Origin of the sequence: Lutibacter sp. A64, assembly GCF_022429565.1 — a bacterium.
Classification (GTDB): domain Bacteria; phylum Bacteroidota; class Bacteroidia; order Flavobacteriales; family Flavobacteriaceae; genus Lutibacter.
Genome location: NZ_CP092487.1, coordinates 1884908 through 1908939, shown reverse-complemented (window position 1 = coordinate 1908939; position 24032 = coordinate 1884908). Strand labels below are relative to the sequence as shown.

18 protein-coding genes are annotated in these 24032 nt (G+C 30.6%); 14 read left to right on the top strand and 4 right to left on the bottom strand.

Translation table 11 applies throughout. The features are described from left to right. The first annotated feature begins 25 nt into the window (after positions 1-25). Positions 26-1702, top strand: a complete 1677-nt coding sequence (locus MKD41_RS08045; RefSeq protein WP_240244915.1) for a formate--tetrahydrofolate ligase — start codon at positions 26-28, stop codon at positions 1700-1702. 58 nt (positions 1703-1760) lie between these two features. On the opposite strand, the gene mdh is transcribed toward MKD41_RS08045, so the two are convergent. Both mdh and gyrB read right to left on the bottom strand, forming a co-directional pair. Further along, positions 1761-2684, bottom strand: coding sequence for a malate dehydrogenase (gene mdh, locus MKD41_RS08040; RefSeq protein WP_240244914.1), 924 nt, complete (start codon positions 2682-2684; stop codon positions 1761-1763). A gap of 186 nt (positions 2685-2870) precedes the next feature. Next, positions 2871-4814, bottom strand: a complete 1944-nt coding sequence (gyrB, locus tag MKD41_RS08035) for a DNA topoisomerase (ATP-hydrolyzing) subunit B (RefSeq protein WP_240244913.1) — start codon at positions 4812-4814, stop codon at positions 2871-2873. Positions 4815-5186: 372 nt separating this feature from the next. On the opposite strand from gyrB, the gene guaA reads away from it, so the two are divergent. Together guaA and MKD41_RS08025 are read left to right on the top strand one after the other, a co-directional pair. Further along, a complete protein-coding gene (gene guaA / locus MKD41_RS08030) occupies positions 5187-6719 on the top strand; it encodes a glutamine-hydrolyzing GMP synthase (RefSeq protein ID WP_240244912.1) in 1533 nt (510 codons plus the stop codon). A 139-nt stretch (positions 6720-6858) separates the two neighbouring features. Beyond that, positions 6859-8496, top strand: a complete 1638-nt coding sequence (locus MKD41_RS08025) for a lytic transglycosylase (protein WP_240244911.1) — start codon at positions 6859-6861, stop codon at positions 8494-8496. A 69-nt stretch (positions 8497-8565) separates the two neighbouring features. On the opposite strand, the gene MKD41_RS08020 is transcribed toward MKD41_RS08025, so the two are convergent. Next, positions 8566-9081 carry a DUF2892 domain-containing protein gene (locus tag MKD41_RS08020; RefSeq protein WP_240244910.1) on the bottom strand — a complete coding sequence of 172 codons (516 nt, stop codon included), beginning with the start codon at positions 9079-9081 and terminating at the stop codon, positions 8566-8568. Positions 9082-9131: 50 nt separating this feature from the next. Next, complete coding sequence (gene ccsA / locus MKD41_RS08015) at positions 9132-12251, bottom strand: cytochrome c biogenesis protein (RefSeq protein ID WP_240244909.1); 3120 nt, start codon at positions 12249-12251, stop codon at positions 9132-9134. 375 nt (positions 12252-12626) lie between these two features. Here ccsA and MKD41_RS08010 point away from each other — a divergent pair, with 375 nt between their 5' ends. From MKD41_RS08010 to MKD41_RS07960, 11 genes are all read left to right on the top strand, one after another. Continuing rightward, entirely contained in the window at positions 12627-14003 is a 1377-nt protein-coding gene (locus MKD41_RS08010) for a tryptophanase (protein ID WP_240244908.1), read from the top strand. 58 nt (positions 14004-14061) lie between these two features. Next, on the top strand, positions 14062-14535 hold the full coding sequence (locus MKD41_RS08005) for an RrF2 family transcriptional regulator (protein WP_240226806.1): 474 nt from the start codon (positions 14062-14064) through the stop codon (positions 14533-14535). A 113-nt stretch (positions 14536-14648) separates the two neighbouring features. Continuing rightward, the gene (locus MKD41_RS08000) at positions 14649-15137 is read left to right on the top strand and encodes a c-type cytochrome (protein ID WP_240244907.1); all 489 of its coding nucleotides are present in this window, start codon (positions 14649-14651) and stop codon (positions 15135-15137) included. Between the two features lie 17 nt (positions 15138-15154). Further along, entirely contained in the window at positions 15155-16492 is a 1338-nt protein-coding gene (locus tag MKD41_RS07995; protein WP_240244906.1) for a cbb3-type cytochrome c oxidase subunit I, read from the top strand. Between the two features lie 142 nt (positions 16493-16634). After that, complete coding sequence (nirK, locus tag MKD41_RS07990) at positions 16635-18092, top strand: copper-containing nitrite reductase (RefSeq protein ID WP_240244905.1); 1458 nt, start codon at positions 16635-16637, stop codon at positions 18090-18092. Positions 18093-18176: 84 nt separating this feature from the next. After that, positions 18177-18869, top strand: coding sequence for a formylglycine-generating enzyme family protein (locus tag MKD41_RS07985; protein ID WP_371824296.1), 693 nt, complete (start codon positions 18177-18179; stop codon positions 18867-18869). Positions 18870-18871: 2 nt separating this feature from the next. Further along, entirely contained in the window at positions 18872-19591 is a 720-nt protein-coding gene (locus MKD41_RS07980; protein ID WP_240244903.1) for an SCO family protein, read from the top strand. Beyond that, complete coding sequence (locus MKD41_RS07975) at positions 19584-20363, top strand: CbbQ/NirQ/NorQ/GpvN family protein (RefSeq protein WP_240244902.1); 780 nt, start codon at positions 19584-19586, stop codon at positions 20361-20363. Before MKD41_RS07980 ends, MKD41_RS07975 begins: the two co-directional genes overlap by 8 nt. Before the next feature lie 87 nt (positions 20364-20450). Then, positions 20451-22220, top strand: coding sequence for a nitric oxide reductase activation protein NorD (locus tag MKD41_RS07970; protein WP_240244901.1), 1770 nt, complete (start codon positions 20451-20453; stop codon positions 22218-22220). 46 nt (positions 22221-22266) lie between these two features. Then, on the top strand, positions 22267-22977 hold the full coding sequence (locus MKD41_RS07965) for a DUF542 domain-containing protein (protein WP_240244900.1): 711 nt from the start codon (positions 22267-22269) through the stop codon (positions 22975-22977). Continuing rightward, on the top strand, positions 22977-23954 hold the full coding sequence (locus MKD41_RS07960; RefSeq protein WP_240244899.1) for a DUF438 domain-containing protein: 978 nt from the start codon (positions 22977-22979) through the stop codon (positions 23952-23954). Before MKD41_RS07965 ends, MKD41_RS07960 begins: the two co-directional genes overlap by 1 nt. Positions 23955-24032: the final 78 nt, after the last annotated feature.

Sequence of the window (24032 nt, the reverse complement as noted above, 5' to 3'; positions counted from 1 at the left end):
TATTTGTTAGTAAAAATGAATTGAAATGAAGCATTTATCAGATATTGAAATTGCACAGAAAAATAGCATGGTGCATATAAAGGAAATTGCAGCTAAATTGGGTGTAGATGAAGATGTAATTGAAATGTATGGAAAATATAAAGCCAAATTACCTTTAAACCTTATAGATGAAGAAAAAATAAAGAAAAACAACTTAATTTTAGTAACAGCAATTACGCCAACTCCTGCGGGAGAAGGTAAAACTACAGTGTCAATTGGTTTAACAGAAGGATTACACAAAATTGGGAAAGATGCTACTGTGGTACTACGCGAACCTTCTTTGGGGCCTGTTTTTGGTATTAAAGGTGGTGCTGCAGGCGGAGGTTATTCTCAAGTTGTGCCTATGGAAGATATTAACTTGCATTTTACCGGAGATTTTAACGCTGTAGAAAAAGCTAATAATTTGTTGGCCGCTTTAATCGATAATAATTTACAAAGTAAATGTTGTAAATTAAATTTAGATCCAAGAACTATTCATTGGAAGCGCGTTATGGATATGAATGATAGATCTTTACGCAATATTGTTGTTGGTTTAGGTGGAACAGCAAATGGAATTCCAAGAGAAGATGGTTTTGATATTACTCCAGCTTCTGAAGTAATGGCAATACTTTGTATGTCAACTGATTTTGAAGATTTAAAAAAACGTTTAGGAAATATATTTATTGGTTATACCTTTGATAAAAAGCCTGTTTTTGCACGTGACTTAAAAGCCGAAAATGCAATGGCAATTTTATTAAAACAGGCAATTAGACCTAATTTAGTGCAAACTTTAGAAGGTAATCCAGCAATAATACATGGAGGTCCATTTGCCAATATAGCACAAGGAACAAATACAATTATTGCAACTAAAATGGGACTTTCATTATCAAATTATGTAATTACCGAGGCTGGTTTTGGTGCGGATTTAGGTGCTGAAAAGTTTTTAAATATTAAATGCCAATCTGCAGGTTTAAGCCCTAAAGCAGTAGTTTTAGTTGTTACAATTAGAGCTTTACGTCACCATGGAGGCGCTACAAAGGAAGCGTATAATACACCGAATTTAGAATTTGTAAAGAAAGGGTTTTGTAATTTAGAAAAACACGTAGAAAATATTAGAAAGTTTAATATAGAACCTGTAGTGGCTATTAACGCATTTTCAAGTGATACTTATGAAGAGATTAAATACATTACTGATAAATGTAAAAAAGTTGGTGTGCAAGCTGTTGTAACTGAAGGATGGGCAAAAGGAGGTAAAGGAGCTACAAAATTAGCAAAAGCAGTGGTAAAAGTTGTTGAAGCTAATAAATCGAATTTTAAACCTTTGTATGATTGGAATTCTCCAGTTAAAGAGAAAATAGAAAAAATTGCTAAAGAAATTTATGGGGCTACAGCTGTAGATTTTGATAAAAAAGCCAAATTAAATTTAAGGAGAATTGAAAAGCTTGGATTTAATGATTTTGCGATTTGTATTGCAAAAACACAAAAATCTTTTTCAGACAATGAACTTTTAGTAGGTAGACCTGAAAATTTTACTGTTACTGTTCGAGAAATTGAAATTGCTGCCGGTGCTAGGTTTATTATTCCAATACTTGGAGCTATGATGCGTATGCCTGGATTGCCTGAAACGCCAGCGTCAGAAAACATGACAATAGATAATGAAGGAGTCATCTCTGGATTGTCTTAAAATAAAAAAGCTGTTTCAAAATTTTGAAACAGCTTTTTAAATATTATGTGTTAGTTAACTAGTCTAATAAAGCATTTGTAGCTTTAACACCAGCAGCACTTTCTTGAATTTTAGCAAGTTCAGCTTCAGTTAATTCAATTTCAACAATTTTTTCAATTCCGTTTTTACCAATAATACAAGGTACACCAATTGAAATATCACTTAAACCGTATTCACCATCTAATAAAGCAGAACAAGGGAACATTTTTTTAGAGTCTAAAGCAATAGCTTGTACCATTGCAGAAACTGCTGCACCTGGAGCGTACCAAGCACTTGTTCCTAATAATTTAGTTAATGTTGCTCCACCAACTTTGGTGTCTTCAACAATTTGTTGCATTCTTTCTTCTGATAAAAATTCAGAAACTTTTACACTGTTACGAGCAGCTTTACCTATTAGTGGAACCATTCCGGTATCACTGTGACCACCAATAACCATTCCATCTACATCAGAAGCAGGGCAACCTAAAGCTTCAGCTATACGGAATTTAAAACGTGCACTATCTAGAGCACCACCCATTCCAATAATTCTGTTTTTTGGTAATCCTGTAGCTTTATGAGCTAAATATGCCATTGTATCCATTGGGTTACTTACTACAATAATAATAACCTCAGGAGAGTATTTTATTAAGTTTTCAGAAACAGTTTTTACAATACCTGCGTTAATTCCAATTAACTCTTCACGTGTCATTCCTGGTTTTCTAGGAATACCACTTGTAATAACTGCTACATCACTACCTGCTGTAGCTGAGTAATCGTTAGTTACACCAGTAATTTGAGTGTCAAACCCATTTAATGATGCACATTGCATTAAATCCATTGCTTTACCTTCAGCAAAACCTTCTTTAATGTCGATTAATGTTACTTCGTCTGCGAAATTTTTAATGGCTATGTACTCAGCACAACTTGCACCTACAGCACCAGCACCTACTACTGTTACTTTCATATTTTTATTATTGTGTTAATATTCATTTTTAAAGTATCAAAAATACGAATTTTTAAATTAAAGGGAAATGACATTTGTTTTAATTTACGAAATCGATATTGTTGATTTTAGGTCTTTATTTTTACGATTATCATAAAAAAAGGCTGCTAAAATAGCAGCCTTTTGTGTTTTTAAAAATATAAAGAGTTAAGCATCAATATTTGCATATTTTGCATTTTTCTCTATAAACTCTCTACGAGGTGGTACTTCATCACCCATTAGCATAGAAAATACTCTATCTGCTTCTGTTAGGTTGTTAACAGTAACTTGGCGTAATGTTCTAAATTCAGGGTTCATAGTTGTGTCCCAAAGTTGGGTAGCATTCATCTCTCCAAGACCTTTGTAACGTTGTATGTTTACATTTCCTCCTAAGTTACGTGCAATTAAATCGCGTTGGTCTTCATTCCAAGCATATTCTCTTTTTTGACCTTTTTTAACTAAATATAAAGGTGGAGTAGCTATATAGATATGACCATTTTCTATTAATTCTTTCATATATCTAAAGAAGAATGTAAGAATTAATGTTGCAATGTGACTACCATCTACATCGGCGTCACACATAATAACTATTTTATTGTAGCGAAGCTTGTCTAGATTTAATGCTCTTGGATCTTCTTCTGTACCGATAGAAACACCTAAAGCGGTGTACATATTTTTTATCTCTTCGTTATCGAATACTTTATGTTGCATTGCTTTTTCAACATTTAAAATTTTACCACGTAAGGGTAAAATTGCTTGAAAAGCTCTATCACGTCCTTGTTTTGCAGTTCCACCTGCAGAATCTCCCTCAACAAGGAATATTTCGCAATGTTCTGGATCTGTTTCAGAACAGTCACTTAATTTACCAGGTAGACCTCCAATAGACATTACAGTTTTACGTTGCACCATTTCTCGGGCTTTACGCGCTGCGTGTCTTGCTTGTGCAGCTAAAACAACTTTTTGTACAATTGTTTTGGCATCTGCAGGGTTTTCTTCTAAATAATCTTGTAACATTTCAGAAACAGCTTGACTTACTGCTGAAGTAACTTCTCTGTTTCCTAATTTAGTTTTAGTTTGACCTTCAAATTGAGGTTCTGCAACTTTTACAGATATAATAGCTGTTAATCCTTCACGAAAATCATCACCAGCAATATCAAATTTTAACTTATCTAACATACCAGATGATTCAGCATATTTTTTAAGCGTGTTAGTTAAACCACGTCTAAAACCAGATAAGTGTGTTCCTCCTTCGTGTGTATTAATGTTGTTTACGTAAGAATGTAAATTCTCTGCATAAGAAGTGTTATAAACCATTGCTACTTCAACAGGGATTCCATTTTTTTCACCTTCCATTGAAATGATTCCAGCGGTTAGTTGCTCACGTGTTTCATCTAAGTATTTTATAAATTCAGGTAAACCTTCGTCACTATGGAATGTTTCAGAAATAAAATTACCTTCATCATCTTTAACTCTTTTATCTGTTAAAGTTAAAGTAACACCTTTATTTAAGAACGAAAGTTCACGTAAACGAGTTGCTAAAGTTACGTAGTTGAATTCTATAGTTTGGGTAAAAATTGAAGCGTCAGGTAAAAATGTTACCATAGTACCTTTTTCGGTAGTTTCACCAACAGGTTTAGCAGGGTATAGTGCTTTACCACGTTCGTATTCTTGTTCCCAAATTTTACCGTCTCCAGAATATACGGTTGCTTTTAAATGATCGGATAAGGCATTTACAACAGAAACACCAACACCGTGTAAACCACCAGAAACTTTATAAGAATCTTTATCAAATTTACCTCCAGCTCCAATCTTTGTCATTACAACTTCTAAAGCAGAAACACCTTCTTTTTTATGCATTCCAACAGGAATACCACGACCATTATCTTTTACAGATAAAGAACCGTTCTCATTTATTATAACATCTATGGTGTTACAATGGCCTGCCATTGCTTCGTCAATAGAGTTGTCTACTACTTCATATACTAAATGGTGTAATCCTCTAATTCCAACATCTCCAATATACATTGACGGACGCATACGTACATGTTCCATTCCTTCTAAGGCCTGAATGCTGTCAGCAGAATAATTACTTTTATTAATTTCGTCACTCATAATTTAAAATGTATGTTTTTAAAAAAATTTAACAAACAAATATAAGTATTCAATCTATGTTTTTTTACCATTTTTAAAAGTGAACTTTAGAAGTTATTAACAATTGCTAATTGTTAAAAGTAGCTTAAAACCTCTAAAAACAGGCTTAAATTAAATGTTGTGCGTATTTTTTAATAACGGATGTTTTACAAAGCAAAATGCCGTTAAATCGCTTTATTTTTAGTTAAAAAAATGGATTATTTTATTGTTTTAAACAGGGTTTTAGCTTTAAAAGGCAGATTTAGGTTACTTTTTTTGAGTATTTTATTTTTATGTTGAGAAAAAATGAAATAAAATAATCATATCTATTTATAATAATATTATTTTTGGCGAATGCAACATCAAGTACTTATTTTAGATTTCGGTTCGCAATACACGCAGTTGATTGCCCGTAGAGTTAGAGAATTAAACATTTTTTGTGAAATTTTCCCATACAATAGTGAAAATTTTAATGTAGAAGATTACAGTGCTGTAATTCTTTCTGGAAGTCCATCTTCTGTAAAGGCTACAGATGCTCCAATACCTAATTTATCTGAGATTAAAGGTAAATTACCTTTGTTAGGTGTTTGTTATGGTGCACAATATATGGCACATAATTTTGGAGGTGAAGTAGGAGCTTCTAATACAAGAGAGTATGGACGAGCAAACCTTTCTTATATTAAAGAAAACGAATTGTTTTTTGAAAATGTTTCTGAAGGTAGTCAGGTTTGGATGAGCCATAGCGATACAATTATAAACTTACCAGATAGTTTTGAGTTAATTGCAAGCACACATGATGTAAAAAATGCAGCTTTTAAAATTAAAGGAGAAGCAACTTACGGAATTCAATTTCATCCAGAAGTTTACCATTCTAAAGATGGTTTAACAATTTTGAAAAACTTTTTAGTGAATATAGCTGGAGTTGCTCAAACTTGGACACCAGATTCTTTTGTTGAAACAACTGTGGCAGAATTAAAAGAAAAATTAGGAAACGATAAAGTTGTTTTAGGTCTTTCAGGAGGTGTAGATTCTACAGTAGCTGCAGTTTTAATTTCAAAAGCTATTGGAGAAAATTTATACTGCATATTTGTAAATAATGGTTTATTACGTAAAAATGAATTTGAAAGCGTATTAAATCAATATAAAGGTATGGGACTAAACGTAAAAGGAGTTGATGCTTCGGCACGTTTTTTGAAAGAGCTTGCAGGAGAAAGTGATCCTGAAGGAAAACGTAAAATTATTGGTCGTGTTTTTATTGAAACATTTGATGATGAAGCACACTTAATTAAAGATGTAAGCTGGTTAGCACAAGGTACAATTTATCCAGATGTTATAGAATCAGTTTCAGCAACAGGAGGTCCTTCAGCAACTATTAAATCGCATCATAATGTTGGTGGATTGCCAGATTTTATGAAGTTAAAAATAGTAGAACCTTTAAATACATTGTTTAAAGATGAAGTTAGAAGAGTTGGAAAATCTATGGGTATTGATGCCGAATTATTAGGTAGACATCCATTTCCAGGCCCGGGATTAGGAATTAGAATTTTAGGAGATATTACTGCTGAAAAAGTAAGAATATTACAAGAAGTTGATGCCATTTTTATACAAGGTTTAAAAGATGAAGGTTTGTATAATAAAGTTTGGCAAGCTGGTGCTATGTTGTTACCAGTAAATTCTGTAGGGGTAATGGGAGATGAAAGAACCTACGAAAAAGCAGTGGTTTTAAGAGCAGTAGAATCTACAGATGGTATGACAGCAGATTGGGTAAATTTACCGTATGAATTTTTACAAAAAACATCAAATAAAATAATAAATGGTGTAAAAGGTGTTAATAGAGTAGTGTATGATATTAGCTCTAAACCGCCTGCAACTATTGAGTGGGAATAATTTGGTAATTCCACTATTTGAAAAAAATAAACGCATGAAAAAAATCAAGTTTTTAATTTCAATTTTATTGTTGTGTACTTTTACTTTAGTTGCGCAACAAAAAAAATACGTTTCCTACATTGTTAAAAGTGGGGAAACAATGAAAAGTATTGCTAAAAATTATGATATTTCTACAAGAGATTTATTACGATTAAATCCAGATATTGGTAGAAAACCAAAAGAAAATACCGTAATTATTGTACCAAATAAAAATTATGGAAAACAGGTAATAGGAACTGAAAAAAATGAAACAGAAACCTATATAGTAAAACCAAAAGAGACATTATTTGGAATTTCGAAAAAGTATAATACTACTATTGAAGAATTAATTCAGGCAAATCCAGATTTATTACATGATGGATTAAAAATTGGGATGCATCTTACAGTTCCAGCGGTAATTGAAAGTGAAGAAAGTGATTCAACTAATTATATAACACATACTGTAGTTAAAGATGATACTGTTTATAATTTAACAAAGAAATACGAAGTTTCTCAAGAAAATTTAATGGCATTAAATCCAGCTTTAAGCGAAGGTTTAAAACTAGGGATGGTTTTAAAAATTAAACCAATTGCTTCAACAATTGAAGAAGATGTAACTGAAGGTTTGTATGAAGATGAAGAAACTATTGATACAGATTTTTTTGAAGAACCTTTTAACCTTAAAAAAACAATTAATGTTGCAATAATGCTTCCTTATGAATTAAATAAATATCAAGATTCAATTCCAGAGAAAGTATTATCTAAAGGAAATTCAATTTTTAATATTGCTACAGATTTTCATATGGGAACCGCTATGGCAATAGATTCTTTAAGAACTAAAGGTATAACTGTAAATGTAACATATTACGATACTCAAAATTCTAATTACAAGTTGCAAACTATTGTAAATAGAAATGATTTTTCTAATACAGATGTTATTATTGGACCTTTATTTTATGCCAAAGCACATTGGTTATCAAAACATGTGAATGCACCAGTAATTTCACCTGTTTATTCAAAAGATCAAAATAATTTATCTGCCAGTAACTTAATAAAATCTGATAATGCAAGTGAAGCTTTATATGAAGAACATTTATTAAGTTATATGAGAACAGTTTATAAAGGTGAAAACATTATTGTGATAAATGATGTAGCAGAGAAGTCTCAAAGTAAATTATGGAGAATTGTAAATAAATTAAAAGCATTTGATTCAATTCAAGAAATTTCTGTACTAAAACCTTCTAAAGGAAATATTGACAATGCTAAATTTGCTCAAAAATTAAAAAAAGATACTAAAAATTGGGTGTTTTTAATTAGTGATGATATTGTAACTACAGCAACTGCAGTAAACAATTTAAAAAGTTTTATGGAAGAATATGAGATAACACTTTTATCTACAGAAAAGGGTAGAAATTTTGATAAAATTGATAATAGCTTTTTAGGACAGTTAAATTTTACATATCCAACAACAGATTTTGTAAATATGCAAGATCCTAGAGTAAAAATCTTCTATGCTAATTTTAGTTCTAAATATGCTACACTACCATCTAAATATGCTGTAAGAGGTTTTGATGTTGCTTATGATATATTATTAAGATTGGCAAGTGAAGATAGTATTGAAGAAGCTTTAAGAGCAGGGAAATCTTCTAGAATTTCTGCTGTTTTTAATTATGATAAAAAGCTATTTGGAAGTTTTGAAAATAATGGAGTTTACATTGTACATTACAATAAAGAATTGTCTCCAGTATTGGTTGAGTAAAAAATTGAAAACATAAAAAAAGGCTGTTTAAAAAATTTTTTAAACAGCCTTTTTTTATCATTTAAAAACTTAAATTCTTTTAAGTTGATCTTTCATCATTTTTATTTGATCAGAAAGAACTCCTTGTGTGTCTAATTTTTTAGCTTCATTTATAAGCATTGTAGCTTCTCTTTTTCGTCTTTTAGACATTGCAATACCTCCTAATTGTAGTTTCGCCATTGCTAAATCATGTTGCATATTTAAACCTAAGCTTATTGCTTTTTTAAAGTATTTTTCTGCCTGAGTTAAATTTGTTTGAGAAACCATAATTCCTTGTAAAAAGTTATAATAACCTTCTTGCTTTTGAATTAAAGCACTACTAGGATTTTTAATATAAGATAGCCATTTACTAGCACCTGCAAAGTTTTGTTTTCTTAATTGTAAAAATGCTAATAAAATAAATTCATTTTTAAAATAAAATAAGACAAATATACCTGCCAATAAAACTAATGAAATACCATTCATTATATTTCCATCAACAAATTGAAATACTGACCATACAACAATTGCTCCTGCAATTACTAATTTTATATTCTTATTAAACATTATATTTTTTTTTAATGGAATGCAAAGTTACATTTTTGCTTCGGTTTTAATTATTTTTTATAGTGTTTTTTATATTGATGATGTGCAAAAACTGCTAAAATTGAAACAAATGCTACAGAATAATATACAAATGTAGGTGTAATAGCTTTATCTCCACTAGCATAAGAGTGTAAACCTGATAGGTAAAAGTTTACTCCAAAATAAGTCATTAATATAGAGGCAAAAGCAGCTACAGAGAATAAATTAAAAGCAAATCTACCTCTTAATCCAGGAACTAAACGCATATGTAAAACAAAAGCGTACACCATTATACTTATTAAAGCCCAAGTTTCTTTTGGATCCCAGCCCCAATAACGACCCCAACTTTCATTAGCCCATTGTCCACCTAAAAAGTTACCAATAACTAATAATATTAATCCAATAGTTAAAGCCATCTCGTTAATAATGGTAATTTCTTTAATCATTAAACCAACCTTCTTTTTATTTTTAGAATTGGTAATAATCATAAGTATTAAGGCTACTAATCCTAAAATCATACCTAAAGCAAATGGACCGTAACTTGCAACAATTATAGAAACGTGAATCATTAACCAATACGAATTAAGTACAGGTTGTAAGTTTGCAATTTCTGGATCCATCCAGTTCCAATGCGCCACCATTAATATAAACGATGTTAAAAACGCGGTTGCAGCAATTGTCATTGAAGATTTTCGTCCAAAAATTAAACCGAAGAGCATAGTTGCCCAAGCAACATATATCATAGATTCATAAGCATTACTCCACGGAGCGTTTCCACTAACAATCCAACGAGCAATTAAACCTCCAGTATGTAATAAAAATAATACTATTACAATTGCAATACTTGCTTTAATTAAAAAGTTTACAGTTTTATTGTTTTTAAAGATTTGGAAGATTACAAAGAAGAACATAAGGGTTCCTATATACATATAATAGCTATAGATAGTTTTAAAAATATCGTATTTATTATATGCAATTTCTAAATCAATTTTATCATCTGACGGGTATACACTACTTCCATATTTTTTCTGAAAATTAACAATACCACCTAAAATTTCATCAGATTTACTATAATCATTTGAGGTGCTAGACTCTAATAATGTTTGCAAGTAAATCGGTAAAATTTGTCGTACAAAAACAGAATCTTGACCTTTAAAATTTGCAGAATTTAAATCGTTATGCGATACCCAAGTATTATTATAATCATTTGGAATTGGGAAAATTCTTAAAACATCACCTGTAATTGCAGAATATAATAAGTTTACTCTTCTATCAACATTAATTACATCTTTTTCAAACTTACTTTTAATATTTGTTTTTTGAGCATCTTGCTGAATTTCAGAAATTTTATACATTCCTTTAGCATCAAAAAAGTTAGCTAATGTTGCATTTTTTTGATCGTGAGGAATGCCTATAATATCTCTTAATAATGTATTGTCTTTTTCAATATAGATTATAGGAATTTGAAACCATAATCTAGGATTTTGTTGAATAGATAAAAATACTTGTGTTGCAGTAAGTCCTTTGTAAGTGTCGTGTTTGCTTACTTTTCGTAATAATTCAGAAGCATAGGTGTGTACAGGTTTCATTCTACCACCAGCATCTTGTATTACAACTTTACTAAATTTTTCGGCATGCGCTACATCAATTATGTTTTTTACAAGCGCAGAATCTATTTGTTTTTCTGTAAGAGTGTGGTTATGCTCTTGTGCAAAAGTTAATGTTGAAAATAAAATAAATGCTATTGAAGACAATAAAGCCTTTTGTTTTTTTACTTTTTCTAAACTTTTTCTTAAAAAATCAAAGCGTGTATTTTTTATAAAAAGTATTAATAATAAACCTGCATAAAGTAAAAAATAACCTATGTATGTAATTGTTGAGCCCCAAAAATCGTGATTAACAGATAAGTGAGTTTCTTCGTATTGTTCTGTAATATTATAACTAGATTGAAAAAATTTATACCCCTTATAATTTAGTATATTATTCATAAAAATTCTAAAATCAAAAGTTTCACTAGGATCAATAACTGTAACTTCACTAGCAAAAGACATTGGACTGTTAGAGCCAGGGTATTTATCTAATTGAAAGTCGTTTAATTTAATGCTAAATGGTAGTTCTTTTTGCAAAGCACCGTAGCTCATTCTAAAGTTTAAATTTCCTACAGAAAATTGAGTAGGAGGTTGAATTGCAAATTTAGCACCTACAAGTTTTACTTCTTTTGTCTCGTTTCCAACGGTAACATCAAAAGTTAATTGTCCTAATGTGTTTTCATCTTTATCTCCAGAAATAGTTTTATAAGAACCTTTTAAAGATGCATTTGGAACAACAAATTGCATGCCAGCAATATTGTGAACAGCCATTAAAGAAAAATCTTGTAAACTATCTTTGGTAACTGTACCTTCAAAACTATCTGCCATTCTAAAAAATGTTCCATCTACGGTAGTTTGAATTTTAATAGTACCATCAATATTTTTAAAATCGATAGTATTTCTATTTGAGGCATCATAACCAATTAAAACACCATGTATTACTTCTGAAGTTCCTCTTTTAATATAATGGTCGTGTCTACCTCCAGCACCAGACTCTACAAAAAGCATATATTCATCTCCGGTTTCACTTTCTTCAAAAGTTTCTTTAGCGTTTGGTATGTAGTTTGTAAGTTTTACTTCAACATCTGTACCTTTAAAATCTGTAGTGTAGCTATAATTGTTTGTACCTAAAGCAGATAATAATATTGGGTGATGAACAGGTGTTTTTTGTTCTTTTCCATCATTAACAACTATGCTTAAATAGTTTTTTTCGGTTAAAAATTTATTGGTTACTTGGCCTTCTTTTATAGGCATTATTCCTTCAAAACTTATATACCGCGTTATACCAGCTCCAATTAATATTAAAAAAAAGGCAAGGTGAAATACTAAAACTACTAACTTTTCTTTTCTTAGTAATCTATATTTAAAAATATTACCAAAAAAGTTGATTGCAAAAAGTAGCATTATTGCTTCGAACCACCAAGCATTATAAATTAATGCTTTAGCTGTTTCTGTACCATAATCATTTTCAATAAATGTTGCAATTCCCATTGCTAAAGCAAAAATTAAAAATAAAATAGCCATTAAACGTGTTGAATAAATAAGAGAAAGTAGTTTCTTCATTACAGATGTTTTATTATTAAAAATAAATGTTGGGCAAAAATAATGATAATTGTCATATTAGCCATTCAAAATCGTTTATTTAAGACTATTATCTATCTTTTTTAACATTGAAACAAATATAAGTGTAACTTTTAGTACTGTGGCTGACCATTGTCATTAAAATTACAAGCTTTTTTATAGTTGGTTTGCATATAAAATATTTTTTTATGTAAATTTGTTTCAGAATCTATTTTAAATGAAAAATTTAAACTTTTATACTATTCATTTTAATATCTATTTAAATATTAAGCGCCCAGAGTGTTTTATTAAATAGACTTCTTTTTTAGGCGATTTATCGCACCTTTTTCACTTTTTTTCAACTTAAAATTTAGTATTATGGAATTACCATATGCAGAACCGTATAAAATAAAAATGGTAGAAACAATTAAACGCTCTACCAAAGAACAACGTTTAAAATGGATTCAAAAAGCACATTACAACTTATTTAACTTATCTTCAGAAGCTGTATTTATTGATTTATTAACAGATTCAGGTACAGGAGCAATGAGTGATAAACAATGGGCTGAAATAATGATTGGAGATGAAAGTTATGCAGGGTCAACCTCGTTTAAAAAATTAAAAAAGACAGTAAAAAAGATAACAGGATTTAACTATTTTTTACCAACGCACCAAGGTAGAGCAGCCGAAAATGTTTTGTTTTCTACATTGGTTAAAGAGGGAGATGTTGTTCCTGGAAATTCACATTTTGATACCACAAAAGGACATATAGAGTTTAGAAAAGCAACTGCCGTAGATTGTACAATAGATGAAGCGTTTGATACTTCAAATATGCACCCTTTTAAAGGAAATGTAGATTTAAATAAACTTGAAGTAGTATTTAATAAATATCCAAAAGAAAAGATTCCATTTGTTATATTAACAATTACGTGTAATAGTGCAGGTGGACAGCCTGTTTCTATTGAAAACACAAAAGCTGTTTCTGCATTATGTAAACAATATGGTATTCCTTTGTATTTTGATGCTGCACGTTTTTCTGAAAACGCTTACTTTATTAAAAAAAGAGAAAAAGGCTATGCAGATAAAACCATTAAAGAGATTGTAAAAGAAGTTTTTTCCTATGGAGATGGTATGACTATGAGCGCCAAAAAAGATGGTTTGGTAAATATGGGAGGTTTTATAGCACTTAATAATAAAGACGTGTTTAAGCAAGCTACTGTTTTTAATATAATGTTCGAAGGATTTATTACTTATGGAGGAATGAATGGTCGTGATATGGGAGCCTTAGCAGTTGGTTTAAACGAATCTACAGAATTTAATTATTTAGAAAGTAGGATAGAACAAGTTGCTTATTTAGGGCATAAATTAGTTGAATATGGAGTTCCTGTGCAACAACCATTTGGAGGACATGCAATTTTCTTAGATGCTAATAAATTTGTTCCAAATATTCCGAGAGAAGAATATAGAGCCCAAGCTTTAGCAATTGAACTTTATATAGTTGGTGGAATACGTGGTGTAGAGATTGGTACTGTGCTAGCTGATAGAGATCCTTTTACCAGAAAAAATAGATATCCAGAACTAGAATTAGTGCGTTTGGCAATACCAAGAAGAACTTACACAAATAATCACATGGCATATGTTGCTGCTACGCTAAAAAATATTTACGACTCTAGAAATGAAGCAAAATCGGGGTATAATATTATTGATGAAGCACCTATTATGAGACATTTTACGGCTAAATTCAGCAAAATTTAATACTTGTCAGTCTTTTTTTATTATTTTTGTGGCTTCAACGCTATAAATTTAAAAAAGTATGATGTTATCACGAGCAAGTAAGTATGCAATTCTGTCAACATTATTTTTGGCAGAACATGTAAAAGATAATAAAAAAATAAGTGTTCGTGTTATTGCTGAAACTATTGATGTTCCAAGTCCATTTCTTGCAAAATTATTTCAACAATTGGTAAAAGGTAAAATTATATCTTCAACCAAAGGACCACACGGTGGATTTTATTTAACCAAAAAAAATCAACAAAAAACAGTATTGGATATTATAGAAAATATTGATGGATTAAATAGGTTAAACGAATGCTTTTTAGGGCTATCTGAATGCGATTCAAGTAATCCTTGCCCTGTACATTTTATTGTAGAACCATTTAAAAACAGTATTCTAGGGAAATTTAGAGATAAAACTATTATGGAGTTTTCTAAGGAAATTGTGGCAAATGGTAGAAAATTAAGTATCAAAGATATCTCTCCAGAAATAAAAATTTCAGAAAATAAATAAATCTGATATTTATCATTAAAATATATAAAAATTTATATACTTTTGCTTTAATAAAAGATAAAAAGGTCTTATTATATTTAAATTGAAGATTAACCAATTAAACTATTAAAAACATGTTATCGAAAAAACAAGCAAGGGCTTTCTTTTTGGGAGGGACATTAGTAACGTTTCTTATTTTTATAGGACTTACTATTTTTTCTCTTTCAAAAGACGTAGATCAAACAAATCATGAAAACATTACTGCAGAAGTTGTGAGAGGGAAAGAGATTTGGGAAACTAATAATTGTATGGGATGTCATACTATATTAGGTGAAGGAGGTTATTATGCTCCAGAATTAACCAAAGTTGTAGACAGATTAAACGCAAAATATAATAATAATGGAGAAGAAGTTATTAAAAGTATTTTAATGTCTAAAGGCCCTTGGCAACCAAATGGAAGAAAAATGGTAGCGTATGGTATGACAGAGGCTGAGGCAAATGATGTGGTTGCTTTCTTTAAATGGATTGGAGAAATTGACTTAAATGGATTTGGTAAAGTAGTAGGTGTAGATAGAAAAATATCGCCAATTGCTAAAGAAAGAATGGAAAACACTAATCAATAACTTTAAATAAATTTAAAATGAAATATAAATCACAAAAAGTAGCTTATTGGTTCTTTGCACTTTCAATGCTATTATTAGTTTTACAAATAACCTATGGTTTTATTATGGGGTTTGCCCGAATAGGCTTTGATAATTTACATGAATTTATTCCTTTTAATACAGCTAGAGCAGTTCATACAAATTTATTAGTTGTTTGGTTACTTTCTGGTTTTATGGGAGCTGCTTATTATATAATTCCTGAAGAAGCACAACGCGAATTGGTAAGTGTAAAATTGGCATATGTTCAATTAATTAGTCTAGCTGTTGTTGGCGTAATTTCAATAGTAGGTTTTCACTTTAATATGTGGGAAGGACGTAAATTTTTAGAAATTCCAAGACCACTAGATTATTTAGTTGTTATAAACGTACTTTTATTTTTAGGATTAATTTTAATCACTTTATTCAAAGGAAAAAAACAAACCACAACAGCATTGGTACTTTCAATGGGATTATTATTTGCAGCTTTATTGTATTTACCAGGAATGCTTCCTTTTGATAGCCAAGTAACAGATTCTTTTTTCCGTTGGTGGGTTGTTCACTTATGGGTAGAAGGTGTTTGGGAATTAATTATGGGAGGTATTTTATCATTCTTACTAATTAAATTAACAGGTGTAGATAGAGAGGTTATTGAAAAATGGTTATATGTAATTGTTGGTTTAACATTCTTATCGGGTGTTTTAGGTACAGGTCATCACTATTACTATATAGGTGTAAATAAAATTTGGCTACTAGTTGGTGGTATTTTCTCAGCATTAGAACCTTTAGCTTTTTTAGCGATGGCTTTATTTGCTGTTAATATGTATAGAAAAGGCGAGAAAAAACATCCAAATAAACTAGCCTTATATTGGACTTTAGGAGCTGCAATCGTTTCTTTTGTAGGTGCAGGTTTGTTAGGTTTTGCTCACACGTTGCCACAAACAAATTTATACACACACGGAACGTTGGTAACAGCAATGCACGCACATTTAGCATTTTGGGGAGCATACGCAATGATAGTTTTAGCAATTATTAGTTATAGTTTACCAAATATGACTGGTAGAAAATTATACGACAGTGCAATAGGAAGAATGGCTTTTTGGTTGTCTAATATTGGAATGATAGGAATGACCGTAGCTTTTGGTGTTGCAGGTGTTGCTCAAGTTTATTTAGAGAGAAAGTTTGGAATGGATTTTATGGAAGTTCAAAAAGAAATTAGTATTCATTTTGTAATATTAATTTTATGTGCAAGTATGTTTGCTACAGGAATTGTATTGTACATTGTAGATTTTTATAAACACGGAACTCCTTCAGATGAAGCTTTAGAAATAAAGGAATAAAAAAATAAACTCATAAAAAATACAAATAGTGGTTTTTTAGATTGATTTCCAGAGTGTTTAGTTTTTATACACTTTTATCTAATATCAATTACTCTGGTTTTTTTATGTATCTTAAAAGTATAAACTATTAATATAAAATCAAATGAAAAAATTAAACAAACTAGCAAGTGGATGTTTTTTGTTACTAATATTAACAGTAATAACTAGTTGTTCAACTTCAGAAAAAGAGAAGATTGTAGATTCAAAAAATATTCAAGTTTCAGGAACTATGGAAGCAGAATTAACTGCTCCTCCATATGTTCCAACTCCTGTAGGTGATAGGCCCGCAAAAAAACTGCTTGTTAATATGGAGATTCTAGAACAAGAAGGAACTATGACTGATGGTGTTAAATATATTTATTGGACTTTTGGAGGTACTGTGCCAGGTAGTTTTATTAGAACAAGAGTTGGCGATGAGGTAGAATTTACACTTTCTAACCATCCAGATAATAAATTGCCGCATAATATTGATTTGCACGCAGTAACTGGTCCAGGTGGTGGAGCTGAATCATCATTTGTAGCTCCAGGTCATGAAAAAACATTTTCGTTTAAAACATTAAACCCAGGACTGTATGTGTACCATTGTGCAACTGCTCCTGTAGGAATGCATATTGCAAACGGAATGTATGGTTTAATTTTAGTAGAACCAGAAGGAGGCTTACCTCCAGTTGATAAAGAATATTATATAATGCAAGGTGATTTTTATACCAAAGGAGCTACAGGCGAAAGAGGTTTGCAAGCCTTTGATATGCAAAAAGCTGTTGATGAAGATGCTGATTATGTTGTTTTTAATGGTTCTGTGGGCGCTTTAACAGGCGACAATGCAATTACTGCAAATGTTGGTGAAACAGTACGTTTATATGTTGGAAATGGAGGCCCTAATTTAACTTCATCTTTTCATGTTATTGGAGAAATTTTTGACAGTGTGCATATTGAAGGAGGCTCTACAATTAATGAAAATGTACAAACAACATCTATTCCTGCTGGAGGCGCTGCAATTGTAGATTTTAAAGTTGATGTTCCAGGTACATTTATTTTAGTAGATCACGCAATTTTCCGTGCATTTAATAAAGGAGCTTTAGGAATGTTAAAAGTTTCTGGTGAAGAAGATAAAAAATTATATTCGGGTGTAAAACAAGAAGGTATTTATTTGCCTGAAGGTGGTAATATTCAATCGATGCCTGTAACAGATGAACCAGAAGAACCTAAAGTTGCAGTAAATAAAAATTTAGCTGAAAAAATTGAATCAGGAAAACAAATTTATACAAAAACTTGTTTCGCCTGTCACCAAGGAAATGGAGAAGGAATTCCAAATGCTTTTCCTCCGTTAGCAAATTCAGATTATTTAAATGCTGATGTAAATCGAGCTATTGATATTGTATTACACGGTAAAACAGGCGAAATTACTGTAAATGGTGTAAAATACAACAGTATAATGACCAAACAAACATTAACCGATGATGAAGTTGCTGATGTGCTAACATACGTTTACAATTCTTGGGGAAATAATAAAACCGAAGTAACTCCAGCAATGGTTACTGAAGTTAAAAATGCAAACTAAATTATTAGATTCATGAATACTATTTTAAGATTGACAATTGGTGTATTTCTATTTTTTGCAATTCATGTTAATTGTCAATCTAAAATGGTATTAATTAAAGGAGGTACTTATATTCCTTTATATGGAAGAGACTCGTTAACAGTAACAATTGGTGATTTTCAAATGGATGTATATCCCGTTACCAATGAAGAATATCTTCAGTTTGTAAAAAAATATCCTAAATGGCAACGGTCTAATGTAAAAAGTTTATTTGCAGATGGTAACTATTTATATGCTTGGAAAGCTGATACTATTTTAGGAGATAATCAAGCGTTAAAAGCACCAATAACTAATGTTTCTTGGTTTGCAGCAAACGATTATTGTGAATGCCAAGGAAAGCGATTGCCAACAGTTGATGAATGGGAATTTGTAGCCATGGCAAACGAAGATTTAGCTGATGCCAGAACTTTAGAAACTTATAACGAGTTTATTTTAAGTTGGTATGAAAAGCCAAAAACATTTAACAATGAAATTGGTTCAACCTTTAAAAATTATTGGGGTGTTTATGATTTACACGGATTGGTTTGGGAATGGACTTCAGATTTTAATTCGGTATTAATAACAGGTGAGTCACGTAAAGATGTAGATAAAGACAGTGATTTATTTTGTGGAAGTGCAGCAATTGGCGCCACAGATTTAATGAATTATGCTGCTTTTATGCGCTATGCAATTAGAGGTAGTAGTAAAGCAAAATACACCATGCGAAATTTAGGTTTTAGGTGTGTAAAAGATAAATAAATATGAAAAATTTAAAATACATAACACTAATTTTAGTTGTTGCAATTGGGTTTGTATCTTGTAAAGATACTTCCAACAAAGCAGCAGACGTAACCTATCAATGTCCAATGAAATGTGAAGGTGAAAAAACATATTCAGAACCTGGAACTTGTAGCGTTTGTAAAATGGATTTACAACCAATTTCTAAACAAACTTCAAAAATAATTGCAACTGATGAAATTTCAGATGAATCTATTTTTAATTTAACATCAACTTGGAATACAGAAGAAGGAAAAACCATTCAATTAAAAGATTTAAAAGGAAAAACCTTGGTAATGGTAATGATTTATACTTCGTGTAAAGCTGCTTGTCCTAGATTAGTTGCCGATATGCGTAATATTGAAAAGGAAATTCCGAAGGATTTATTAGGTGATATTGACTTTGTTTTAATAAGTATTGATCCAGAAACAGATACGCCAGAAGTATTGAAAGCTTTTGCTATTGAAAATTTTATGGATGACGAACAATGGACTTTTTTACAAGGTTCTGTTGCTGGTGTTCGTGAATTTGCTAATGTATTGGCTGTAAAATACAAGCAAATCTCACCAATCGATTTTTCACATTCTAACATCATTAGTGTATTTAATGCTGAAGGAGAATTAGTACATCAGCAAGAAGGTTTGGGTGTGGATAACAAAGAAACCATTGCAAAAATTATTGAAATAACAGAAGAAAATGAGTAGTAAAACCCCATATTACCATCAAGTTGGAAAAGAAGTTGAAGTATTTCAACATGCATATAAAAATAAAATTCCTTTTTTATTGAAAGGCCCAACAGGAACGGGAAAATCTAGATTTATTGAGTTTATGGCACATCAATTAGAAAAAGAATTGATAACCATTAGCTGTCACGAAGAAACTTCTTCAACCGATTTAATTGGAAGATACATTATTAAAGGAGCTGAAACAGTTTGGATGGATGGTCCTTTAACAAAAGCAATTAAAGAAGGTGCCATTATTTATTTGGATGAAATAGCTGAAGCAAGACCCGATGTAATTGTAGCCATTCACTCTTTAACTGATCACAGGAGGGAATTGTTTATTGATAAGTTGGGAAAAACCGTAAAAGCGCATCACGATTTTATGTTGGTAGCATCTTTTAATCCGGGTTATCAAAAAGGATTTAAAGAGTTGAAACCATCTACACGTCAGCGTTTTATAGTAACTTCATTTGCTTATCCAGAAGCTAAAATTGAAACTGAAATTTTGGTTAATGAAACTGGAATTGAAACTAGTATTGCCAAAAAATTAGTAAATATTGCTACTAAAATTAGAAATTTAACAGAACTCGGTTTAACAGAAACTGTTTCAACACGTTTGTTGGTAGATGCAGCAAAATTAATTCATAGTGGTTTGCCAAAACGCTTATCCGTTGAGGTTGCTGTTGTAGAGCCTTTAACCGATGATTTGGATGTGGTTGAAGCATTGAAAGATTTATGTAATTTAATGATTTAATTGTCGTTATCTTGAACTTATTTCAAGATTTTATTCAATTAAGAGGTGTCTAAATACTCAATACTAATATCTCAATACCAGTTAATAATGTTCGAGCCAGATGAATACATATTTACCAAATTTGCTTACTACTTTAAAAGAAAGAAAAAAGAGAAGGAGCAAGCAATTTCGCGTGCAGTAAATTTAGCAGACATGAAACCCCGTTTGCTAATTTTAGCACGTGCTATTACTGGTGAATCTATAGAAATTTATGAGGCTGAAAGAGAAGGTGGTTATAAAAACACTAATTTTTTTCTTCCTGCTAGGTTTCTTGAATTTCCTTCAATAGAAGAAAATATTTCATTTTATATATTTCGAGTTTTATACCTGTCTGTTCAAAAGAATTTAGAGTTGAATTGGAACGATAATCAAGAACATGAACTTATAGAATCTCAACAAAAAGCATTAGAAAGTTCGAAAATAGTGTTGGGATCTTTGTTTAAACAATTTCCTATTTCAAAAAAATATTACGAAAATTTTATTAAATTTTATTCTGAAAAACAAAAAAAAGAAAAGCTAAAAGATTTTACATTTATCTACGGAAAATGGATGCGAAATAATCCGGAAGAGTCTTCCGAAGAAAAATTACAAAATTTTACTGAAAAAGTTAAGAAAGCTGAAGAAGAAAAGCCAAAAACTATTTTAAAATCTAATGCTGTTGAAGAAATAATTTCTGTTCAAGTTGATTTTAAACAACAAGAAGAAGCGGTATTACAACATCAATTTGAAAAGGTTGAAACCGCCGAAGAATTTGGAGGGAATTTTAGAGATTTTGATGGTGAAGATGAGTTAAACGACCATTCAAATGCCTTAGAAGATATTAATATGAAATATACGGTTCGTGTAGATGATAATGCGCATTCTGTATATCAGGCAGATTTTATTGAAAATACAACGGTTTCAGAAAGTGCAGAAATAGACAATAAAGGCTACCATATAAAATATGATGAATGGGATTATACAAAACGAAGGTATAAACCAGAATTTTGTAAAGTGTACCCAAAAACATTGCTAAAAACCGATGTTAATTATTACAAAAATACCTTGAATGACTATCGTTCAACATTGGTAGGTTTACGTAAAATGTTGACTACTGTAAATAATAAATTTAAGCAACAACGTCGACAACCTCAAGGTGAAGAGTTTGATATTGATGCAATTACAGATTTGTTTGTTGATGTGAAATCTGGACATACACCTTCAGAAAATATATACACTTCTAAACGGAAAAAAGAAAAAGATTTATCCATTTTATTATTGTTAGATGTTAGTTTGTCTAGTGATGGTTATGCTGCTGGAAACCGTGTAATTGATGTAGAAAAGCAGGTTTCAATTTTGTTTGGTGAGATTTTAGAAGAGTTTAATATCGATTTTTCTATCGATTGTTTTTATTCAAAAACTAGAAATCATTCATCATACATTACAATTAAAGATTTTGATGAAAGTTGGCAAAAAGCCAAGTTTAAAGTAGGTGCAGTAGAACCGAGTGGTTATACAAGAATTGGTACAGCGTTACGCCATTCTGGAGCTTTATTAGACAAACGAGACACCAAAAATAAATGGGTGATTTTAATTTCGGATGGAAAACCGAACGATTATGATAAATACGAAGGGAAATATGGTGTAAATGATGTAAAACAAGCATTACGAGAATTAAATAAGCACAATATAAATTCGTACGCTTTGGCAATTGAGGCACAAGCAAAGTATTATTTACCTCAAATGTTTGGGCAAAATCATTATCAAATATTAACAAATCCAGTTGAATTATTACAATCACTGGTACAGTTATATGAGAAAATTAGACATCAGTCTTAAGTTTAGAAAAAAGATAAAAAAATATAGATAAAAAATACAAATAATTATGGAAATAACTAAAGAAAGTACTGTAGCTGAAGTGGTTTCAAAAAAGGTAGGATCAGACCATGTTTTTAGCAAATACAAAATAGATTTTTGTTGTGGAGGAGGAGATACTTTAGAAAAAGCTTGTAAAGAAAGTGGAGTAGAATTTGAAATTTTAAAAGAAGAAATTGAAATTGTAAATACAAATATTACAGGAGGTATTACTATTGAAGAACTGGATATTCCGACTTTAATTAGTGAAGTAAAAGGTGGTTATCACACTACAATTAGCGATACTTTTTTTGAAATAACTCCTTATGTTGAAAAGGTTACAAATGTACATGGTGAATTGCATAAAGAGCTTTTTGAAATTAATGATTTGTACAAAAATGTAGAATTGCTAATCAATGAAACTTTTAGAAATTCAATTATGAGTTTATGCCCAATTATTAATGAAATTGTTGAATTAAGTACAAAATCTGAAGAGGTTTCAATAGAGACATTACAAGTTTTTAAAAAAGCAGTAGAAAGAAATGAAATTGCCCAAAAATTAATTGGAGATTCATTTAAAGAAATTTCACGTTTATCATCTAATTATCAAGTACCAGGTGATGGGTGTAATTCATTTAAATATTTGTATAAAAATTTAAAACAATTAGAACACGAAGTTCATAAATACATGCATTTTGAAAAAAATGTACTTATACCAAAGACCTTAAATATTATTAAATAATGAATGCATTTTTACCAACAGTTGAAAAACTACCAGAAGGGCATCCTGTAAAAGTTTATTACCAAGAAAGTGCCTTAATACAAGATTTATTATTAGAATTGTACGAAGTAGATCCAGTAGCTGATTTTCAAAAATATTTCAATATTTTTAATCATTTATCAACTATAGAAAAACGCTTTGCTCGTAAAGAAAATCAATTATTTCCTTATTTAGAAAAACACGGATGGGAAGGCCCAAGTCAAGGAATGTGGTCTTTTCATGATAATTTACGTGATCAAATTCGTTTATTAAACACCTATAATTCAGAAAAAAATACGACCAAAATTATAGCAAATATTCCTTATTTAATTGAAGGGATTAAACGTTTAATGTCTATTGAAGACATGCGTTTATTCCCAAAAGCTATGGATTTATTAAGTGAAGAAGAATGGAAAGAATTTTATGTAGGTGATGAAGAAATTGGCTGGATGTTAGCAAAGAAACCAACTCCATATCCTGCAATTGAAAAGGAAGCTTATGTACATCCAAGTAAAGATTTTAAACAGCGAGAATTGTCTTTTTCATTAGAAAATACATTTCATTATGATGAAGGTTATATGACGCCAGAGCAAGTAAATTTATTACTGCGTTTTTTACCTGTAGATATTACTTACGTGGATGAAAATGATAGAGTTATTTTTTACAATAGGGGAGACGATCGTGTATTTCCTAGAAGTAAAGGTATTATTGGAAGAGAAGTAAAGTTTTGCCATCCGCCAAAAAGTGTGGATATGGTATTACGTATTGTTGAAGAATTTAAAGCCGGCACAAAAGATGTTGCTGAGTTTTGGTTCAACTTTAAAGGGCAGGATATTCACGTTCGTTATTTTGCAATTAGAGATGCTAATAAACAATACAAAGGTGTAATAGAAATGTCACAAGATATTACAGATATTAAAAAGTTAGAAGGGCAAAAAAGATTGTTAGATTGGGATTAATTGAAGTATTTAAACTGTCATGCTGCATTTATTTCAGCATTTCATTACACGGATACTCCAACAATATAAGAGCCTTAA